Annotated in this window: 16 protein-coding genes and 1 other RNA gene; 4 read left to right on the forward strand and 13 right to left on the reverse strand. The window is 35.5% G+C overall.

All coding sequences use genetic code 11. The annotated features are described in order from the left end of the window. Positions 1-18: 18 nt before the first annotated feature. Genes EL194_RS00275 through EL194_RS00305 form a run of 7 tightly spaced genes read right to left on the reverse strand, consistent with a single transcriptional unit; the run spans position 19 to position 11,066 of the window. Positions 19-2,310, reverse strand: coding sequence for an ABC transporter ATP-binding protein/permease (locus EL194_RS00275; protein WP_003774128.1), 2,292 nt, complete (start codon positions 2,308-2,310; stop codon positions 19-21). Between the two features lie 47 nt (positions 2,311-2,357). Next, positions 2,358-3,491: an ABC transporter permease gene (locus EL194_RS00280; protein WP_003774129.1), complete on the reverse strand. Its 1,134-nt coding sequence runs from the start codon at positions 3,489-3,491 to the stop codon at positions 2,358-2,360. Next, complete coding sequence (locus tag EL194_RS00285; protein WP_003774131.1) at positions 3,475-4,326, reverse strand: ABC transporter ATP-binding protein; 852 nt, start codon at positions 4,324-4,326, stop codon at positions 3,475-3,477. Before EL194_RS00285 ends, EL194_RS00280 begins: the two co-directional genes overlap by 17 nt. A 57-nt stretch (positions 4,327-4,383) precedes the next feature. Beyond that, a complete protein-coding gene (gene miaA, locus EL194_RS00290; protein ID WP_003774133.1) occupies positions 4,384-5,280 on the reverse strand; it encodes a tRNA (adenosine(37)-N6)-dimethylallyltransferase MiaA in 897 nt (298 codons plus the stop codon). Further along, a complete protein-coding gene (mutL, locus tag EL194_RS00295; RefSeq protein ID WP_003774135.1) occupies positions 5,277-7,034 on the reverse strand; it encodes a DNA mismatch repair endonuclease MutL in 1,758 nt (585 codons plus the stop codon). The genes miaA and mutL overlap by 4 nt, the downstream gene beginning before the upstream one ends. Beyond that, positions 7,027-9,534: a DNA mismatch repair protein MutS gene (gene mutS / locus EL194_RS00300; RefSeq protein ID WP_003774136.1), complete on the reverse strand. Its 2,508-nt coding sequence runs from the start codon at positions 9,532-9,534 to the stop codon at positions 7,027-7,029. The genes mutL and mutS overlap by 8 nt, the downstream gene beginning before the upstream one ends. Continuing rightward, positions 9,531-11,066, reverse strand: coding sequence for a PTS transporter subunit EIIC (locus tag EL194_RS00305; RefSeq protein ID WP_034886635.1), 1,536 nt, complete (start codon positions 11,064-11,066; stop codon positions 9,531-9,533). The genes mutS and EL194_RS00305 overlap by 4 nt, the downstream gene beginning before the upstream one ends. A gap of 65 nt (positions 11,067-11,131) precedes the next feature. Between EL194_RS00305 and EL194_RS00310 the strand changes: the two genes are divergently transcribed. Continuing rightward, positions 11,132-12,343, forward strand: a complete 1,212-nt coding sequence (locus EL194_RS00310; protein ID WP_003774138.1) for an FtsW/RodA/SpoVE family cell cycle protein — start codon at positions 11,132-11,134, stop codon at positions 12,341-12,343. 40 nt (positions 12,344-12,383) lie between these two features. Here EL194_RS00310 and EL194_RS00315 read toward each other — a convergent pair whose 3' ends face one another. Further along, complete coding sequence (locus EL194_RS00315) at positions 12,384-13,166, reverse strand: NAD kinase (RefSeq protein ID WP_003774139.1); 783 nt, start codon at positions 13,164-13,166, stop codon at positions 12,384-12,386. Between the two features lie 42 nt (positions 13,167-13,208). Between EL194_RS00315 and EL194_RS00320 the strand changes: the two genes are divergently transcribed. Beyond that, positions 13,209-13,754: a CYTH domain-containing protein gene (locus EL194_RS00320; RefSeq protein WP_003774140.1), complete on the forward strand. Its 546-nt coding sequence runs from the start codon at positions 13,209-13,211 to the stop codon at positions 13,752-13,754. Here EL194_RS00320 and EL194_RS00325 read toward each other — a convergent pair. From EL194_RS00325 to dnaX, 3 genes are read right to left on the reverse strand one after another with little or no spacing between them, the layout of a single operon-like run. Beyond that, positions 13,717-14,595: a hypothetical protein gene (locus tag EL194_RS00325; protein ID WP_003774141.1), complete on the reverse strand. Its 879-nt coding sequence runs from the start codon at positions 14,593-14,595 to the stop codon at positions 13,717-13,719. The genes EL194_RS00320 and EL194_RS00325 overlap by 38 nt on opposite strands. Positions 14,596-14,604: 9 nt before the next feature. Beyond that, positions 14,605-15,195, reverse strand: coding sequence for a recombination mediator RecR (gene recR, locus EL194_RS00330; RefSeq protein ID WP_003774142.1), 591 nt, complete (start codon positions 15,193-15,195; stop codon positions 14,605-14,607). Positions 15,196-15,205: 10 nt separating this feature from the next. Further along, positions 15,206-17,008, reverse strand: coding sequence for a DNA polymerase III subunit gamma/tau (gene dnaX, locus EL194_RS00335; RefSeq protein ID WP_003774144.1), 1,803 nt, complete (start codon positions 17,006-17,008; stop codon positions 15,206-15,208). A gap of 88 nt (positions 17,009-17,096) precedes the next feature. On the opposite strand from dnaX, the gene EL194_RS00340 reads away from it, so the two are divergent. Next, positions 17,097-17,720 carry a sortase gene (locus tag EL194_RS00340; RefSeq protein ID WP_003774146.1) on the forward strand — a complete coding sequence of 208 codons (624 nt, stop codon included), beginning with the start codon at positions 17,097-17,099 and terminating at the stop codon, positions 17,718-17,720. 34 nt (positions 17,721-17,754) lie between these two features. Here EL194_RS00340 and tadA read toward each other — a convergent pair whose 3' ends face one another. Next, complete coding sequence (gene tadA, locus EL194_RS00345) at positions 17,755-18,702, reverse strand: tRNA adenosine(34) deaminase TadA (protein WP_169313672.1); 948 nt, start codon at positions 18,700-18,702, stop codon at positions 17,755-17,757. Beyond that, an RNA gene (gene ffs / locus EL194_RS00350) (signal recognition particle sRNA small type) lies at positions 18,692-18,779 on the reverse strand. Before ffs ends, tadA begins: the two co-directional genes overlap by 11 nt. Before the next feature lie 98 nt (positions 18,780-18,877). Here ffs and EL194_RS00355 point away from each other — a divergent pair. Next, positions 18,878-19,666, forward strand: coding sequence for an HAD family hydrolase (locus tag EL194_RS00355; protein WP_003774149.1), 789 nt, complete (start codon positions 18,878-18,880; stop codon positions 19,664-19,666). The last annotated feature ends 2 nt before the right edge of the window (positions 19,667-19,668 follow it).

Genomic DNA, 19,668 nt, shown 5'->3' on the forward strand with positions numbered 1-19,668 from the left:
TTTGAGGATGTCCATTTATTATTCGCTTCTTAAAGCAATAACTGGATCTTTCTTAGCAGCCATTCTTGAAGGGATTACGCCCGAAATGGATGTAAGGATAATACTAATAATGATTAAAATCACAGCGTGTAAAGGATTAACTACAGCAATATTCTCTGTTTTCGTTAAGTTATAAATAATCGCATTAATTGGGAAGGTTAATAGGTAAGTTACCACAATACCCAATGTACCTGATACAAATCCAATCAAGAACGTTTCAGCATTAAACACACGTGAAATATCTTTTTTACGAGCTCCTAAACTACGAAGCACACCAATTTCTTTTGTTCGTTCAATTACGGATACATAGGTAATGATTCCAATCATCAATGATGAAACCACTAGCGAAATTGATGAGAAACCAATTAATACATATGAAATCGTATTAACAACTGTTTCCATAACACCAGTAATCATCTCTGACATATCGCTATATGTAATTTTATCAGCATCTTTTTTATCTGTATTATAGGCATCAAGATGTGATCGAATCTCCTTTTTAGCTTCAAAGTCTGCAGGAATGATTGAAATGTTTCGTGGTAATGAAGAGGATCCGAGTTCCTCAAGTTGATCTTGATAAAGTGCATCGGCTTCTTTAAATGGATGACCTTCAAATCCCATTCCAGAAACAACGCTGTATTCTTTACCTACTTCTTTTTGTGCTTTAACTACTTCTGAATCTGTAGAATCTTTAATGAATGATTTTACTAAATCAGAACGGTAATATAAACCTGGTTGATACATTTGGAACGATGAATCTTCTTTTTGTCTCATAACACCAACAATGGATAATGTCTTCGCTTTATCACTTCCGTAGATTGTTTCGTAATTTTGTTGGCTAGCTTCTCGGTATAGTCCAAATTCATCTTTAACAAAATAATCATTATTTTGAATTAACTTAAACTCTTGACCTACTAAGGACTTTAGATCGACTTTATCCCCTAAATCACCCAGTCCAAGTTCTTTAACCGTTTCTTTTGCAATTCGGTTATAGTTATCAACAACTAAAATCATTTCGTTATCACCTTTAGGCATACGACCTTCAAGAATATCATATTGATTGTTATTGAAGTCCTCATTATCAAGTAACTCTCCCATGTGGGATGAACTTGATTGAACATGTACATATTTATCACCTGATTTACGGATCATATTCATATTCGCTTTATGAATATATTGTATCGAAATATATTTATCGGAATCGAGTTTATTAACATGGTCAATATATTCTTGGGTAATATTGTTTGTAATGACATTTGTTTGAACTTTAGGTTCATATATTTGAAGTTTAGAATCTGTAGGGAATTCGTTCATGTCAGTAGTATCTTCTGTAACTACAGGACCTGAGAAATCAAAATCAGATGATCCGATTGTAATTGGTGATGTAGCTAATGTATCGGACTGCATTTTATTAATTGAATTTGATAACCCTGAAGAGAGTGCAAGAATTAATGCAATACCAATGATTCCAATACTTCCCGCAAAACTTGTAAGAACAGTTCTCCCCTTTTTGGCCCACAAGTTTTTTCCACTTAGACCCAATGCTGTCATATAAGGCATTTTCGTACGTTTACGCTTCGCAAGTTTTTCACTATTTATATCTGCATCAAAAGGATTGCTGTCACTTATAATTTGACCATCTAACAATTCCACGATGCGATTGCTGTATTCATGTGCAAGCTCTGCATTGTGAGTAACCATGATTACAAGACGATCTTGTGCAATTTCTTTAAGTAAGTCCATGATAATAACACTTGTTTTACTATCGAGAGCACCTGTCGGTTCATCCGCAAGGATAATCTCAGGGTCATTTACAATAGCACGAGCAATCGCAACACGTTGCATTTGTCCACCGGATAACTGGTTCGGTTTTTTGTTTAAATGATCTACTAAACCAACTTTTTCTAGAGCCGTACGTGCGCGTGCTTCTCCTTCTTTCTTCGAAATCCCAGATAATTTCAAAGATAATTCAACGTTTTGAAGAACGGTAAGATGAGGTATTAAATTATAAGATTGAAATACAAATCCTACTGAACTGTTACGATAAGAATCCCAGTCACGATCTTTATAGTTCTTCGTTGATATTCCAGAAATATTGAGATCGCCACTTGTATATCGGTCAAGTCCGCCAATAATATTCAACATCGTTGTCTTCCCACATCCTGAAGGACCGAGAATTGAAACGAATTCATTTTTTCTAAATGTTAAAGAAACACCTTTAAGCGCTTCAACATCGCCATATTTTTTTGTTATTTTATCTAATTTTAACATCGTCTGTTCACCTCTAATGTATTAACACAGTAATACATTAGAGGATTTTAGTCAATCTTTTTCGTATCATTATCAAAAATAAACATCTCGCTGTAGTACTTCGAAAACTCAAATACGAGCATAAAAAATCCAATCGCTGTCGCAAATGAAAAAACAATCTCATAGAGACTTACATCATATACAAGAACACGAAGTGGGAGAAATAACATACTAAATAAAGGTGTTAATGATAAATAAACACCCCAACCTTCCGTCATTTGATAACGGGTGTTGAGAAAAATAGACAAATAATAGATACACAGCATTAAGAAATAAAGCGGTCCATGAACACTTCCGGCTTCCTCAATTGATCGAATACGAACGGCGAGTACAAGTAGAATAATTTGTATTGTTGCAATTCCGACCATGAGTATTAAAAGTGCACACCCGATATTTAAATAATCTGTTTGCGATAAGTTTAAATTTTTCATTATGTCGAAAAATGTTCTTCCTTCAAAATCAAGAATACCAAGAGTTTGTAATAACTCAACCAATCCTTCACCTTGATCATAGAACTGCCGGATACAAATCCAAAAACCAAAAATCATTCCGAGACTTGATAGCTGAATCAACATCATTATTAAACCTAAGACTACCTTCGTAACAAAATAAGTTTTAACTTGAACTACAGAGCATACCATTTCTAAAACATTTGATGTTTTTTCCATTATTACTTCGCTCATCGCGGATGAGCTTAGTGATGTAATAAGGAAATATAATGTTGTGAGTATGGAGAAAACAATTTCTAGATTTAAATTATTTTTTGATGTCGTCTTATAAATGACAACGGGTTTTTCATGGCTTCCGTTCTCATAACTATCAATAATCAGTCCTAGTGTGCTTTTTTCTGTTGGACTAAGCGGTGTTTCTGTTTGAATGGTATAGCTCCCGTCATTTTTGGTAATAACAATCGAAGCTTCGTCGTCATATTTAATGATTTTCTCAAATCCATCTGAAAATCGATGCCAATCAATATCTACTGTTTTTATTGGACTGGGCTCCGAAACACTCGGTAACAAGAGTGATAAAACCTTATCTCCAAACAAAAGACATCCCATCACAGTAAAGACTATCATATAGAATAGAAGTGTTGTTCGATTCATCATGCGGCGCTTAATCGAAAACTTAATTAGCGTCTTCATAAGTCATTTCCACCATTTCTTTTAAAGACACAGAATCAATTACAATCTTTTCAACACATCGGGTTTCAATTAAAGTAGGCATAACATTTTTGAGTGTGTTCTTGTCATGAATCACGACATAGACCTTATCCTCCACTACTTTATAATCCAGTCCAAGATGCTTAATGTCATAATACTGGTCTTTTTCCAATATTAAATAAGTTATTAACGCTTGAATCTTGAGATCTTTAAGTGATCCATACTTTTTCATAACACCATCTTTCAAGATTAGAATATAATCTGAGACCTCTTCGACTTCTTCATATTGATGACTTGATATTAAGATCGACTTCCCTCTTCTCGCAAGCTTACGTAACAACCCTTTTATGAGTCTCATGTTATGAATATCTAAACCACTCAGTGGTTCATCCATGATTATTGTCTGTGGATCATGGATAAGTCCACATAAAATTTGAACTTTTTGTTGGTTTCCTTTCGAGAGTGTCATAATTTTTGAATTTAAATACATTTCTATTTCCAAATATCGCATCCAATATTCAATGTTTGATTGAATGTCATCAAACTCCATACCATGAAGTCTTGCGTAAAGTTCAAGATGCTCCTTAACGGTGATATCCTTGTATAAAGAACGATTTTCAGGTATATATCCAATATCATTTACACTAATCACTCCTGAATCATGGCGAATTAAACCTGTTATTGTTTTAAACAATGTCGATTTACCACTTCCATTGACACCTAATACCGCAAGGATTTCTCCCTCACCAATTTCAAACGAAATATCCTTAATCCCACGATTGTTTTTATAAAGTTTTGTTAGTTGTTCAACTTTCATATTACACCCCTATAATAGATGTGCTTTTTTAAAATTTTTTCCTAAAAAAAAGTGGATTTACCACTTTTCGATATTATTTAATACAAATTCGAGAGGATCTTCGTTAAATACATCAATCCAAATACTTTCAGTTTGATGTTTAAACCATGTGATTTGTCGTTTCGCAAGTCTTCTCGTATTCGTTTTTATCAGTTCTTGAACTTCATCAATTGAGCTATTCCCCTGGAAATAATCATTAAACTCACGATAGCCGATTGATTGCATGCTTTGAAATGAGAACAAATCCGGATATTCTGTTTTGAGTTCACTCACTTCATCCAGAAGTCCCTGACTCATCATTATATCTACACGTTTATTAATACGTTCATAGAGTTTCGTTCGATCACCTTGTAGAAAATATACATGTGCATCGTAAAGACGATTTTTCCCTTTATTTTCATTTACATCTGACTTAGGTAATTTCATCCCTTTTACCATTTGTAATGATCGAATGAGACGCTTTCGATTGTTTATATGTATATTTTCAGCTGTAACTGGATCAAGCTCTATAAGTTCTTGCATTAAAGCTTCATTAGTTAAGCTCTCATCAATTTCAGGTAACTCAAGTTCTTCATTAAATCTGTAGTCATTGAGCAATGCATTAATATAGAGCCCTGTTCCGCCAACTATAATCGGAGTTTTACCTTTGCTTAGGATTAAATCAATGGCATCTCGTGCTTCTTTTTGAAATCGCGCAACATGATATGATTCCGTAATGGATACGATATCAATTAGATGGTGAATAATACCATCCTGCTCTTCAACTGTTGGTTTAGCACTACCAATATTCAATTCTTTATAAACGGCTACCGAGTCGGCACTTATAATTTCTCCATTAATTTTTTTGGCTAATGAAACTGCCAGGCTCGATTTGCCTGAAGCCGTAACACCTGCAATGACAATTACTTTTTTCATCGTTTGAACTCCTTGATGAGTTGTTTATGCTCTACTGTAATAAATGTTGGTCTCCCATGTGGACAATTAAAAGGTTGTTCACACGCTCTAAGTTGTCGAACCAACTCAGTCATTTCATCCATTGACATATACTCATTGAATCGTACTGAAGAATGACATGCTAAGGTCGCAAGTACATTTCGACGTAAATCTTCTTCACGAATTGTTCGTTCATCTTCAAACATATCTAAAACTTCATGAATAAATTCTGAGACCACTTTTTCTTCAATCCATAAAGGGGTACTTCTTAATACAAACGCATCTTCCCCAAAAACTTCTAACTCAAGTTGAAATTCTTTGAGTATTTGGTTAATTTCATGAACTCGACCGATTATTGGTTTTCGTCCTTCAATAATTAATGGAATTAAAAAATCTTGCGTAGGATTGTTTTGATTAAGCATTTTGTTTTGGTAATACTCATAACGGACACGCTCCATCGCTGCATGCTGATCAATAATATAGAGACCATTTTCCCCTTGAGCGAGAATATAACATCCGCTCATTTGTGATAATACAGTAAGAGGTTCTATTTTTCCCGATTCTATTTGAGGTTCTACTTCGCGTGGTTTAAAATCTGATATTGGTAAAGAATCCGGTATATAATCGGGTACATATATTTTCTTTGGTTCCTCAATGAGTGGTTCAAACCGTGGTATTGGTTCACCGAGCAACGCTTCTTTGATATCCGTTTGCACGGCAACGGGACTTGGAAAGGTAACTCGTTGTGGACGCATGTTTTTGTCTAAAATTGAGGAAAAGCAATCCTGAATAAGTTCCACTAGAACATTATCTTTAGATAAACGAATCTCCCATTTACTAGGATGTACGTTCACATCTACTAACTGAGGATCAACATGGATGTTCATCACGACAATTGGATAGCGATCAGTAGGCATATGACGTCGATAGCCATCTACAATTGCTTTCTGTATCTTAGGAAAACGAATCATACGATTATTAATATATAGCCAAATTGAATATCGATTCGCTCGGTTGTGTTGTGGAAGCGCCATAATACCATCAATTTTAAAATCGTAATTTTCTGCACTAAACAACTGTGTATCTTGTGTTACTTGCGCACCGTAAACACGATGAAAAACATCCGCAATATCATTTCTTCCATAACTTCTAAAACTTACTTTGCTTTCGTTATAAAGAGTGAACGCTATTTTAGGATTACCCATTGCAAACTTTTGAATTGTATCGAGTACAATCGATGTTTCATAATGAACATTTTTAATATGTTTTAGCCGTGCCGGTGTTTTAAGAAAGAGACTCGAAACCGAGATTGTTGTCCCTTGATTACGAGCTGCTCTCTCTTTCACCTTTTTGACTCCATTATCAATGATTATTCGATGGCCTTCAACACCATCGCTTGAAATTGCCTCAACATGGCTTACAGATGCAATCGACGGTAAAGCTTCACCTCGAAATCCAAATGATGAAATCGCATTAAGGTCTAAAACGCTCTTTATTTTAGAGGTTGAATGGCGTTCAAATGCTTGAGATAAATCCTCACCACTCATGCCATCACCATTATCACTCACTTCGATTAATCCCATACCACCTTCAATAATACGCACTTCAATACTTGTAGCATTCGCATCAATAGAATTTTCTACAAGTTCCTTTATAATTCCAGCAGGTCGTTCTACAACTTCACCCGCAGCAATCATATTTGTTAGATGTGTATCCAGTACTTTAATTTTATTCATTGCCTTTGTCCTCAATGATTGATTTTAATTCAGAAAGAACCATGAGTGCTTCAATTGGTGTTAATTGATTAACATCCAGGCTCTGCAATTTATTTTTAACTATATTATAACCCTGTGGTTCAATTTCTACGGTTACCACTTTTGTGTCTATATCTAAACGATTTTTTGATAATTCAAGAACCTCTAGATTATGTTTGGCACGTTCAATAATACTTTGTGGTAGATGAGCCAATCGGGCTACATTTATCCCATAGGATTTATCTGCACGTCCATCAATTACTTTGTATAAGAATGTGACATCATCATTTTCTTCGTGAACTTCCACATGAATGTTCTTGATGCCGTCATACATTGATTCTAAAGTAACCAATTCATGATAATGTGTGGAAAAGATTGTACGACTTTGGATTGAATTGTTAATGTATTCGATAATTGCTTGCGCGAGCGCCATACCATCGTACGTCGAAGTACCACGTCCAATTTCATCAAAAAGAACTAAGGAATGCTTCGTAGCGCGAGATAAAGCAGCTTGAGCCTCCATCATTTCAACCATAAAGGTCGATTGGCCCATGAGAATGTCATCACTTGCACCCATTCGTGTAAAGATTTGATCAACAAGACTTAGTGTCATTGTTTCACACGGAACATAACATCCAATCTGTGCCAAAATAACATTCAATGCAACCATTCTCATATAAGTACTTTTACCACCCATATTAGGTCCCGTTAAGATTAGAGTATTTCGACTTGTATCCATTAATACATCACTAGCGATATATTGATGATCTTTTAATGTAGACTCTAAAACAGGGTGCTTGCCATTTTTAATATCTAAGACATTTCCAGAAACAAACTGGGGTCTTTGATATCCTGGTAAAGCTGAAATTTCAGAAAGCGATAAGAGGGCATCCATGAGTGCGATGGCTGAACCAATTTTATGGATTTGAGAAGTATATTGGGAAATATAGCGAGAGACTTTATCAAAAAGTTCATGCTCAATTTCTAAAATACGTTCACTTGCTTGGCTTGTCTTAAGTTCATATTCTTGTAATGCTTCACTGATGTATCGCTCAGCATTCGTCAAGGTTTGCTTTCGAATATAACCAAAATCATCACGAACATTCTCAATTTGACCTTTAGTAATTTCAATATAATACCCAAACGCTCGAGTATAACCGACTTTTAAGTTTTTTATACCCGTTTTTTCGCGCTGTTCCGCCTCAAAATTAATCAACCATTTTCTTCCGTTTTTGGAAAGTTCTAATAATTCGTCCAATTCGGAATGAATCCCTTGTTTAAAAGTTCTACCTTCTTTAAGAGCAACTGGAGCATCATCTAATATATGAGTATCCAATAATTGATATACATCTAAAAGTGGATCGACAAGCATAAAACTAAAACAATCGATGCCATCAACCGTTTCTTGCATTTGTTTAAATGTACCTAATGTCTTCTTCAAACGAACAAGATCTTGTGCATTATGTTTAGCCGTTGATAAACGGGCAATAACACGATGAATATCGTAGGTTTCTTTTAAACTATGACTTAATGAATCTGCAAGTAGATAATCTTCAATTAGCGTCTCTATCTGGAGGTGACGCTTCTCAATTGACTCGACATTAACTAGAGGTTGCATCAACATTTCTTTAAGTGCTCGTGCACCCATGTTCGTTTTAGTATGATTAATAAAGTGAAATAAGGATAATTCTTTTCCTTTTTGATGATCAATGAGTTCTAAATTTGTCATCGTAGCATAATCCATACGTAAATATGCTTCGTCATTTAAAACAACAACCTCAGACAGATGATTCAGACTTCGTTTATGCGTATAAATGAGATATTGAATCAAACGTGCTTGTGTTTTACGAATTGTTGGATCTTGATGTTGAACTTCGTCCGCCAATTCTTCTTGATATGAGACGTATATCTCTGTTTTGTTTTTTATTTCATTGATAATTTTAGAATCAAAGTGTTCCGAGACGACAATTTCTTTAACTTGAAATTGTTGGAGAACCTTGATAATCTCCACAAAATCATTCATAACACGAATTGCACGTAAATTTCCCGAAACAATATCACAACTTACAATCGTTGCATAAACTAAATCAAGAGTAATTGAAGCTATTTCTCGTGTTTCATTATCGTCCATCTCAAAATAAGTACCTGGCGTGACAATCTCAACAACATCTCGTTTTACAATCCCCTTTGCTTCTTTAGGATCTTCAACTTGTTCAACTATCGCTACTTTATAACCTGCTGCGACTAATTTTTGAATATAACCTTGAGCTGCATGGTGCGGAACACCACACATAGGCGCTTTTTGATCTTTACCTGCTGATCGCGCTGTTAAAACGAGGTCCAAAACTTTAGATGCTGTAATTGCATCTTCAAAGAACAATTCATAGAAGTCTCCCAAGCGATAAAACACCAACGCATCATTGGTGTTTTTCTTTATGTCCATATATTGTTGTAGCATTGGTGTTAATGTTGCTTTAGTCATTCTTCAGTTTCCTCTTTAGGGAGTGCATCAAGATGACGGTTTACAGCACGTTGTAACATATAAGATGAAGATCCCACAGAAAGTGTAAATCCTTGTCGAGTTTCAACGATACGCGTAACACCTTGACGGTGTAATCCCGAAACATTTAATTCATCACGATCACGTAGCGCAACATGAATATGAGTTGGAGTACTTGATATTGCTTCGATATTCTCAAGCCCACCAAGTCGTTCAATGAAATCATTAACACGTTCTTTTTTACTTCCAATATTTAAGACATCAATTGCCATTCTACTGTAATAGAAACGAGTCATCGCAAAGTAAATAATAAATGTAATAATACCCACTAATAGAATAATCATAATTTTATTAAACATTACCGTATTTCTCATAAGTCCAATGAAGTCAATGAGGTTACCGGGTGTAGCACTTGTTAATGTTCCCAAATATGAGAACCCAACAGTTGCTCCAAAACCTACAAGAATCGCATAAATAAACGCGGTCATAAAGAGATGGAAGAAATACAGAATTGGACTTGTTAAGAGCATTAATAACTCAACCGGGAAAATAATCCCACCAAGCATTGATGTTAAGATAACAATAATAAAGAGTGAAATATTCTTCTTTAAAACTTTTTTATTTGAGATTGTTGAAATCACTGCAAGAAGATAACCTGGAATCGCAAATAAATTAAGTACATAGTATGCACTTGTATAGCGTCCAGCACCACTAATCATATTTAAACCCTCTTTAAGTTGAGCAGTCCATATATTAGCATCCCCTACAAAAGTTTCACCACCGATATTCATCCATGATCCACCCAGTGAACCCAACCAGATTTCCTGGTGCATCATTGTTTGAATATTACCAAGTGTTAAAAGACGTTCTAAGCCCCCATAGGCAAAGAGACTCATTGGATTATGTGAATCCGAAGAGATAAATTTCAATGCATTGTAAATTCCATCAACAAACATAGGCCATCCATATGCAAAAATCGCCCCTACGATTGCTGAACCAATAATCGAATTTACTAATTTAATTGTATCTCTGTCTAAGTAAGAAACTTGAGAAAATCCCGTTGTTTCTTTATGGCTACGATAACAATACCGAACCACTAATAATACGGCTAAGAAGCCAAAAATTCCTGTTTTAAACAAACCATATGATTCGTTTCCAATTGTAATGTTTAGAATGTCTGAATACGCAGCTTTAGGTGAAGTCGTTGGTGATAACAAAGTCATCACAACTAAAAATACTAAATATGAAATGAATCCTGTAACCACAACATTGGTTTCATCATTTCGATGCGTTAACAATTTAATAAAAACATACAGTGGAAAATATGATAAAATGATACCACCAGCATACAACAACAATTTCGATGCTGTAACAAATAGTGGACTGTTAAATTTAAATATCATGACGATATATGGGTTTGCTATAATAGAACCGATTGTAATCAAGAAACAACCCAAGAATAATGATTTCAATGGGAGTTGTAACTGTTCATAATATGTCTGAAGACGATTCATTTTGAGCACCTCTAACTTTTCCATTCTATTATACACTATTACATTCATTCGCAAAAGGAGGCACGATGAACAAATTTATAAATGAAAGCAAACGACACTTCACCCTTGATGTGACTTTAATTGTCTTGCTCTTTGCACTTTTTGGAATAAGCCTCGTTGCAATTCATCTTGCAGCACCACTTATGAACCAAGATGGCGGCGTTAATTTAGTCATTAAACAGATTAGTTGGATTGTCGTGGGTCTTGGAGTCGTTGCTTTTCTCCTCAAAATCGGTGTCGACCGTATCTTCACTGCAGTAGACATTGCATATTGGATTTTGATGGTATGCCTACTTGGTCTAGTCATAGCACGGGTACTCTCTTCACGCTTTGGGATTCATATTCCCTTTGCCGCTGAAATAAATGGTACACATGCTTGGTATTCTATTCCTGGTATTGGTTCCTTCCAACCGAGTGAATTTATGAAAATCGTACTCGTAATCAAAACAGCCAATACAATTCATGAACACAACACTTTAAAAACAGAATATTCATTCAAGAGTGATTTTGAATTAATCTTTAAAATGATTAAGTATGTTCTTCCGCCCTTTATTCTCATATTTCTACAACCCGATACAGGAGTTCCAATCGTTATTCTTGTCAGTCTTGCTACGATGTTCTTCTTATCTGGTGTTCGTAGAGAATGGTTTATTGTTATTGTAGGACTAGCTCTTGGACTTTTACTTGGTATCGTATGGCTTTACTATAATAATCAAGAATTGCTAAACACCATACTTGGTGGTGGTGCAACGCATTACCGTCTTACTCGCTTCTATGGTTGGTTGGACTATGAGAAATATCCACAAACTTATGGATATCAACTCTTCCAAGCACTGCTATCTCTTGGTACTGCAGGACTAACAGGACATCCTTTAGGTTCTGTGATTGCACAGTTTCCTGAACCTCAAACCGATTTTATTTTCGCAGTTATTTCGCAGAATTTCGGATTTCTAGGTGCCTCTTTGGTCGTTATTTTATCGTTTGCTTTTGATATTAAACTTGTAATCAATACATTAAGAAGCAACTTATCTAAAGAACGGTATATGATGATGGGAATCATTGGTATGATTGTATTCCAAGATTTACAGAATATCGGTATGATTCTTGGTATTCTTCCAATTACCGGAATTACACTCCCCTTTATATCTTATGGGGGATCATCCCTAGTATCTTATATGATACCAATTGCTGTTGCATTGCATATGTATAGTGAAACCGTAAATTTACATAAACATTAAAAAAGAAGGTATGACAATCTTGTCATACCTTCTTTTCTTTTTAAAATAAAGCATTTAACCGTTGAATATGCGGTATATCAATAAAACGAGCAAAACGCATTACTTTAGGATAACTCGATATTCTAATCTCATGTATGCCATCGAGATGTTTATGCAGATGGTCATAACACAACAAAGCATGATCGAACGAATCACTTTTTAAAATAATTTTGGAATCGGGATGCATAATTAAAGGAGAGTCCAAACTACGGGCATAGCGATGGTGAATTCCTGATATTTCGGTAAGCTGTAATAAATCCAATCCTGGAAAAATTACTGCACCACCAATCGAACGATTATAAGCTGTCGATCCATATTGACCCGAGATACAAACGCCATTACCTCTAAACGTTTCGAAATAGCAATCATCGATATAAATCTCTAATGCTTGTGTTTTAACGATATTCTCAACGCGTATTTCATTTAAAGCGCAGATATGAATTTCTCGGGTGTCATTAATACAGAGTGCTTCGAGAATTCGTTTTTCTTCAATAACAGGTTCATTATGAACAACATCTTTAATGAACTGATCAACACAATCTTTTGTATAATCTGTGGAAAAGCCAAGAGTTCCTGAATGGATTCCTACGAAAGCAACATCATCAATTATATGAATCCAATCATGAAACGCTTTTAAAAGTGTTCCATCGCCACCAACACATATTATGAGTTCTGGATTCTCAGCATCAAATATAAAATTATTTTCCACAAGTGCATCGCGAATCTTCATGCAAATACCTTGTGACGCAGTATCACCACGTTGAACAAGTGTGAAACGTTTCATAATCCACTTCCTTTTCCTTTAAACTTATTGTACCATAGATGTATGAAACAACATCTCGAAATTGAATATAAAACGCAACTTACACAGGAAGAATTTAATCATATTTTAAATTCATTTCCTTTTAATGATCCTAAGTATCAAGAAAATACCTATTATGATACGCCTGAAGGCTCATTATTCAAGCAACACTCCATGTGCCGTATTCGCACGATTGGAAGTACTTACGAATTCACATTAAAGGTTCCACAAGAAGAAGGTGTTTTGGAATACGAGGTTACCTTAAATGAAAAATCACTTATGGATGAACGAATCATTGATTTTTTGAATACGAAATCAATTGATGTTGATGCAATGGAAGTCATCGCATTCAGTAATACGGTGCGATATGAATATTCTGATATCTATGGCGTATGGTGTCTAGACTATACCCGTTTCTTAAATGGTTCTGATTTTGAACTGGAGTATGAACTCCATGAAGGTAATGAAAAAGCGTACCAACATTATCTTGATACGCTTAAATCCCTAGGAATTCAATTTAAAGCTTCCAAACCTAAATATCTACGAGCTCTAAATTCATCCGCTGAATAAGATCTTGGTAAGGTTGTGAAACACTTTGATTCTTAGTACATAAGGAAATCGAGAACTTGAAATCATCAAGTTCTTTTTTTATTACCCAGGAAATACCCAACAGTGGATAAATTTGGTTTTTAATTGAAGAACACGGCAATAAAACAGCGGCTTTTTTGTTACCCTTATATGTATACCCTATTGACCCAATTTTGTATATTTCTTCATTTGAAGGAATCATGGTCTCCTGTATTTGCGTCCATTCCGTGCGAATGCTTGCGATAACATCTCTTAACCGTTGGTGATCGATATCTTCTTTGATATCTTTTACACCTAGAGCATGTTTATGTACTTTGGTAAACCACTGATCAATTCCGATTTCCAGTCCCTTGTTTAGTAAATTCAATACAATACTGTTCTCCTCATCTTCAAGATACGTAAACGATTCGAGACGTTTAGTTAGCTTAAAGTCGACTTCATGTAAATAGATAGGAGCTGCGAAGAACTTAATATCTTCGAGTTCAATACTTTGAATTTGTTTCGGTAATTTATTATCTTTAGTTCGATTTAAAATCGCTTCTTCAAACATATCATAAGAGGTGTATCCGTTCATGGTTCCATATTGATCCCATGTTCGTCTAACGCTCATGGTACGGATTGTTCTTGCGCGTCCATAACCAATAATCCCTTTTTCTTTCGTTTGAGGATGTGTATATCGTTTGTCTAAGAAAAAAAGTAAGTCACCAACATCAAACCGCTCGAATCCTTTAAGACTTAGTCTCCAAAAATTCACAGTTTGATTTCCATTAGTTCGATGATATTCAACCATCTTTTCATCGGAAATATACGCTATTGAGCTCATATGGACCTCCTATTTGACTTTACTTCGACCCTCAAAAGCTTTCATTAGTGTCATATCGTCAGCATAATCTAAATGCCCACCTATTGGTAAACCAAATGCTAAACGTGAAACATCTGTCTTATCCTCTAGTTTTTTGGCAAGATAGAGGGATGTCATTTCGCCTTCAACTGTAGCATTAAGCGCCAAAATAACTTCAGTAACATTTTCATCGACACGATTAATGAGAGATAATATATTTAAATTCTCAGGAAGTATCCCTTTCTGAGTAGAGATTAATCCTCCTAATACATGATAGACACCATGGTATTCATTCATTTTTTCGATTGAGAATGCTTCTTTTGCAGTAGCAACCACACATATTATGGAACGATCACGTGTGTTATCTTTGCATATCTGACAAATTTCCTCGTCTGAGAGGTTGTGACATACCTTACATGATTGAATCTCATTCCGTGCGATGGTTAGATCTTGTGAAAATTTATCAACATCTTGTGTTTGTTGATCCAAGATACTTAATGCATAGCGCTCAGCCGTTTTTTGCCCAACTCCTGGAAGCATCATAAACGACTCAATTAATTGTTCAAGTTTTTTAGGATACATATATTCACACCTACGATTCTATTATTTCAACAATGCCTCCAAAAAGTTCTTTTACCTTTTCGAGACTTTCATCTTTTTGTTCACGCTCTTCTACTTGCGTTGTATCGTGAAACGTTTTTGGTTCCATTGGTTCCGGTAAGGCGTTTTCTTTTGAAAGTACTAAGAATTTAGAAACTGCTTCAGAATACATTTCTTGCGTAATGGCTAAAATTTGTTTTTCATCACCAAAGAGCACTTTAGAGAAGTTATATAACTCAATTTGATTTCTCTGTTCCGCAACTTCTCTTACTGCAGCTTCATTTATAAGGGCAATTACAGCGAAAAAATGACTACTTAATACCAATTTTCCTCCGCTTATCAAACGGCTAGCACGTGCCCACTTAAGATCGACCTTATAGCGATCGATTTCTTGATACGATGCATCATCTTGTATACGAATTGCTTTATCAGCTGTTACCATATATCGAACGACATCATCAACCGTTAAAAAAGATTCAGTTTGTTCGGTTGACACTTCACTCAATACTTGTGTTTCAATAACAATTTCTTCTTCTACAGAATCTATATCCTTATCTTCTTCGAATGGAACACTCTCTTCAACAGGTGCTGGCTTCTTAATTACTTCGATTTGAGTTGAAGTTTTTGGTTTTTGTGGCTTAATATTGTTTTCTGCTCTATAAATTTGTTCCGCTGTCATTGTTAGTTCAGTCTGTTGATTTAAATTCACATTTTTATTACTAAATGAATTAAAGACATCTACCATAGCGACTTCAAAATAAGTTGATTGATTCTGTGAGAATTTCATTTTGTCAGTATAACTTAATAATTTTTCGATAACTTTCAAGCGTTCATGAACTTGAAGTGTTTCTGCGAGATAATGAATAAACATTAGACTGTTCTCATTAACCAACGCATCAGACTTTGTATGTGAGTAGATAATTGAGTCTTTCAATCCACTGACTAAATCCATCATTAAACGATCGATATTAACACTTTTTTCATTCATCATTGCAATTTGATTAACAAGTGCTTCCATCTGTTGTTCACGAATGCTATCAAACAAGTTGATTTTATCTTGGTCTGTAATAATGCCATTGGTATCATAAATTTGATTTACTGTAATTTGATCATCTGCGAGTACAATCGCTTGTTCTAGGATTGTTAATGCATTTCTAAGCCCACCACCGGATAAGCTTGCGATCAGTTTTGATACGCCTTGTTCGGCCTCTACATTTTCATTATTAAGGACATAGTCCAGTCTTTTCGCGATATCTACTTCACCAATTCGATTAAAATCATAGCGTTGACAACGTGAAATTATAGTGGGTAATACTTTATGTATTTCTGTAGTAGCTAGGATAAATACCACGTGACTTGGTGGTTCTTCTAATGTTTTAAGAAGTGCATTGAAAGCCCCTTGTGAGAGCATATGAACCTCATCAATGATATAAACTTTATACTTTCCAAGTATCGGCGTATATTTCACTTTTTCGATTAGACCACGAATTTCATCTACACCATTGTTACTCGCTGCATCGATTTCGATGAGGTCTGGATGTGTACCATCAGCGACGGCTAAACAGTTATCACAGGTTCCACAGATTACTTGATCTGGGTTCTCGCAATTCACTGCACGTGCAAATAATTTCGCGATTGACGTTTTTCCGGTTCCACGTGGACCACAAAAAAGATATGCGTGTGATATCTTATTTTTAGTAATCGAATTTTTTAATACATTAACGACATGTTCTTGCCCCACAACTTCGTCAAGATGTGCAGGTCTATATTTACGATATAACGATTGATACGACATATTATCACCTTTATCTCATTATATCATGGAGGACCTTATATTGATATTCTGTTTTACAATCTATATAATGTAATTAAGGTGGATAACTATGGAAAACAATACTAAGAAAAAGAAAAAATTTAATTTATTTGGTTTTTTAGGAATTATGATGATCCTCGCAGGATTGGGAATAATCATTTATGATGTCGGTTCTTCTTATCTTGAACGTGAAGCGCTCAAACGAGAATTACAAGATTTCCTTAATGCTCCCCTACCTCAAGATGATTCTGATGGTCCTTCAAAACAAGAAACTGATAAATGGGGATCAATCGAGATTGAAAAGCTTGATATCAACCATTTAATTGTGAAATCTGACGACTGGGGTTATCTCAATCGTTATGTTGTAGCCTGGAATCGGTCAATAGACCCTCCTGGAGAAGGAAACTTCTCAATTGCTGGACATAATGGTCGTTGCGCAAGCTGTGTCTTCCGTGATTTTGAGAAGATTGAAAAAGGCGATACGATTAAATTACATCGTAAAGAAGATAACACTACTTATATATATAAGGTTTACGATAACTTTGAAGTTCCTTATACTGATACTTCTGTACTTAATGACGATGAATCTCGTGGAGCTACACTTACTCTTGTAACATGTACCGAAGCAAATGATTACAGCGTTAACCGTACAATCATTAAAGCAGAACTTGAAAGTTCTGAACCAACTCGTTAAGTAAAGAAACAAATAAAAACACCGGATCACGGAACTAGGTCAGTTCCCATATTTGATTCGGTGTTTTTATTTGTTTAGTCATTTTTATATGGGAAATACCAGCTTCTTCGAATATTTCCCCAGCTTCTTCGAATCCTTGCCGTTTATAAATGTTTATTGCACTTAATTGAGCATTAAGTTCGATTAAGTGAATTCCATTGTTCTCGGCTTGTATGATTGCGTAACGAACCAACTTGGAAGCAACTTTCTTATTCCTAAAAGGCTTTAGAACAGCAAGTCTTCCAACTTTCATGGTTCTATTAGCGGATATGAGCCTCATCGTCCCAATTACCTGTTCTTGTTTAATGGCAACAATATGCTCAACGCGGTTGTTTTCAAGTGTATCGAGCGCATCGTACTCCTCTTTTGGATCAATGTTCTGTTCATTAACGAATACTTCTTTACGAACTTTAAGATAACTTTCGAATGTATTTCTATCTGCTTTTTTGATTTTTATTTGTTTATTACGTTGTTGTTTGAAAAAGTCTTTCATTAACTGTTTTGCTTTTTCTTCTTCAACTCCTGCAATTACTGTAGGATAGTGGTTATACCCCTCTATTTGAGTAAAATCAATAACCGATCCTAAGCAACCACTTTTCGGCTCCTTTGAACCGTATACAACAGTACTCACTCTTGATTGCATAATCGCGCCGGTGCACATTGCACACGGTTCGAGTGTCACATATAAGGTACACCCTTCTAAGTTCCATGACCCAAGCGCTTTCCCTGCTTGATCCATTGCAATGATTTCCGCATGGCCTGAGGGTTGATGTTGTGTTTCTCGAACATTATGTCCTCGTCCTACGATTTGATTGTTATGAACAACGACAGCGCCTACCGGTACTTCTTCAAGATTATATGCAAGAAGTGCTTCTTGGTATGCCTCATCCATATATTTGTGATGTTCGATTGATAACGCCCCCTTATATACAAAAAGAGCCACAACACACATAAGAGCTAATGTAAGGCTGCTGCATTCCTGCCCTGACCTGGTTAACTAGATTATGTTGTTGTAGCATAGTTATTATATCAAAACTGTCCTAAAATGCAACCTCTTAAACGACTATTTTAAATGTTCCACGTGAAACATTATGGTATAATTTTGATGGAGGTTTCTTATGATTAAATTAATAGCTACTGATATGGATCACACGCTTTTAGACGATGATTCAAATCTACCCCGTAATTTTGAAGAAGTACTAAAGACGCTTAAAGATAATAACATCCATATGGTCTTGGCCAGTGGACGCACTCTATTTAGCATTAAGAAAAAAGCGGTTAATTTCATTGATGATCTATCGTTTGTTTCTGACAACGGCGCCATTGTAGAGCACAACGGCGAGATACTGTATAAATCAGTATTCTCTAAACTAGACGTAGAAACAGTAACAAAGGTTTTCCGTACATGTATCGAAACTTCGATTATTGCATCAGGTATTGATTGTGCCTATGTTGAACTCGGCGACCCAATACACGAACAATATCTCGAAGAGTATTATCCTGGGTTCGTTATTGTCGACGATCTCACAGCTGTAGATGTAGATTTTGTTAAGATAACTGCATGCAGTCTCAATCACACGGTTTCTAATTTTAATGAGATCGTTAAAGAATCTTTAGACGGGCACTTTAATGCTGTAACTGCGGGAGCGGTATGGATTGATGTAATGCATTCCAATGTTAATAAGGGATTTGGAATCAAGCACTTGCTAAACGCGCTTAATATCGACGCTGCGGACATTATTACGTTCGGTGACTATCACAACGATATCCAGATGTTAGAGCTGGCAGGAAGCTCTTATGCAGTCGCTAATGCACATGGGGATGTTAAAGGCGTTGTCACTGAAGTTATTGAATCGAATAATGAAAATGCTGTAATGAATCAAATTCAAAAATTAGTAAAAAAATAGAG

This window comes from Erysipelothrix rhusiopathiae, from assembly GCF_900637845.1.
In the GTDB taxonomy this organism is placed as follows: Bacteria; Bacillota_I; Bacilli_A; order Erysipelotrichales; family Erysipelotrichaceae; genus Erysipelothrix; species Erysipelothrix rhusiopathiae.

Excerpts from the sequence above, each read along its gene's own strand:
- EL194_RS00355 (WP_003774149.1), top strand. The coding sequence starts at position 18,878 with ATGATTAAATTAATAGCTACTGATATGGATCACACGCTTTTAGACGAT.
- EL194_RS00305 (WP_034886635.1), bottom strand. The coding sequence starts at position 11,066 with ATGAATCGTCTTCAGACATATTATGAACAGTTACAACTCCCATTGAAA.
- mutL (WP_003774135.1), bottom strand. The coding sequence starts at position 7,034 with ATGAATAAAATTAAAGTACTGGATACACATCTAACAAATATGATTGCT.
- EL194_RS00340 (WP_003774146.1), top strand. The coding sequence starts at position 17,097 with ATGGAAAACAATACTAAGAAAAAGAAAAAATTTAATTTATTTGGTTTT.
- dnaX (WP_003774144.1), bottom strand. The coding sequence starts at position 17,008 with ATGTCGTATCAATCGTTATATCGTAAATATAGACCTGCACATCTTGAC.
- recR (WP_003774142.1), bottom strand. The coding sequence starts at position 15,195 with ATGTATCCTAAAAAACTTGAACAATTAATTGAGTCGTTTATGATGCTT.
- EL194_RS00315 (WP_003774139.1), bottom strand. The coding sequence starts at position 13,166 with ATGAAACGTTTCACACTTGTTCAACGTGGTGATACTGCGTCACAAGGT.
- miaA (WP_003774133.1), bottom strand. The coding sequence starts at position 5,280 with ATGAAAAAAGTAATTGTCATTGCAGGTGTTACGGCTTCAGGCAAATCG.
- EL194_RS00320 (WP_003774140.1), top strand. The coding sequence starts at position 13,209 with ATGAAACAACATCTCGAAATTGAATATAAAACGCAACTTACACAGGAA.
- EL194_RS00275 (WP_003774128.1), bottom strand. The coding sequence starts at position 2,310 with ATGTTAAAATTAGATAAAATAACAAAAAAATATGGCGATGTTGAAGCG.
- EL194_RS00325 (WP_003774141.1), bottom strand. The coding sequence starts at position 14,595 with ATGAGCTCAATAGCGTATATTTCCGATGAAAAGATGGTTGAATATCAT.
- EL194_RS00310 (WP_003774138.1), top strand. The coding sequence starts at position 11,132 with ATGAACAAATTTATAAATGAAAGCAAACGACACTTCACCCTTGATGTG.
- EL194_RS00280 (WP_003774129.1), bottom strand. The coding sequence starts at position 3,491 with ATGAAGACGCTAATTAAGTTTTCGATTAAGCGCCGCATGATGAATCGA.
- EL194_RS00285 (WP_003774131.1), bottom strand. The coding sequence starts at position 4,326 with ATGAAAGTTGAACAACTAACAAAACTTTATAAAAACAATCGTGGGATT.
- mutS (WP_003774136.1), bottom strand. The coding sequence starts at position 9,534 with ATGACTAAAGCAACATTAACACCAATGCTACAACAATATATGGACATA.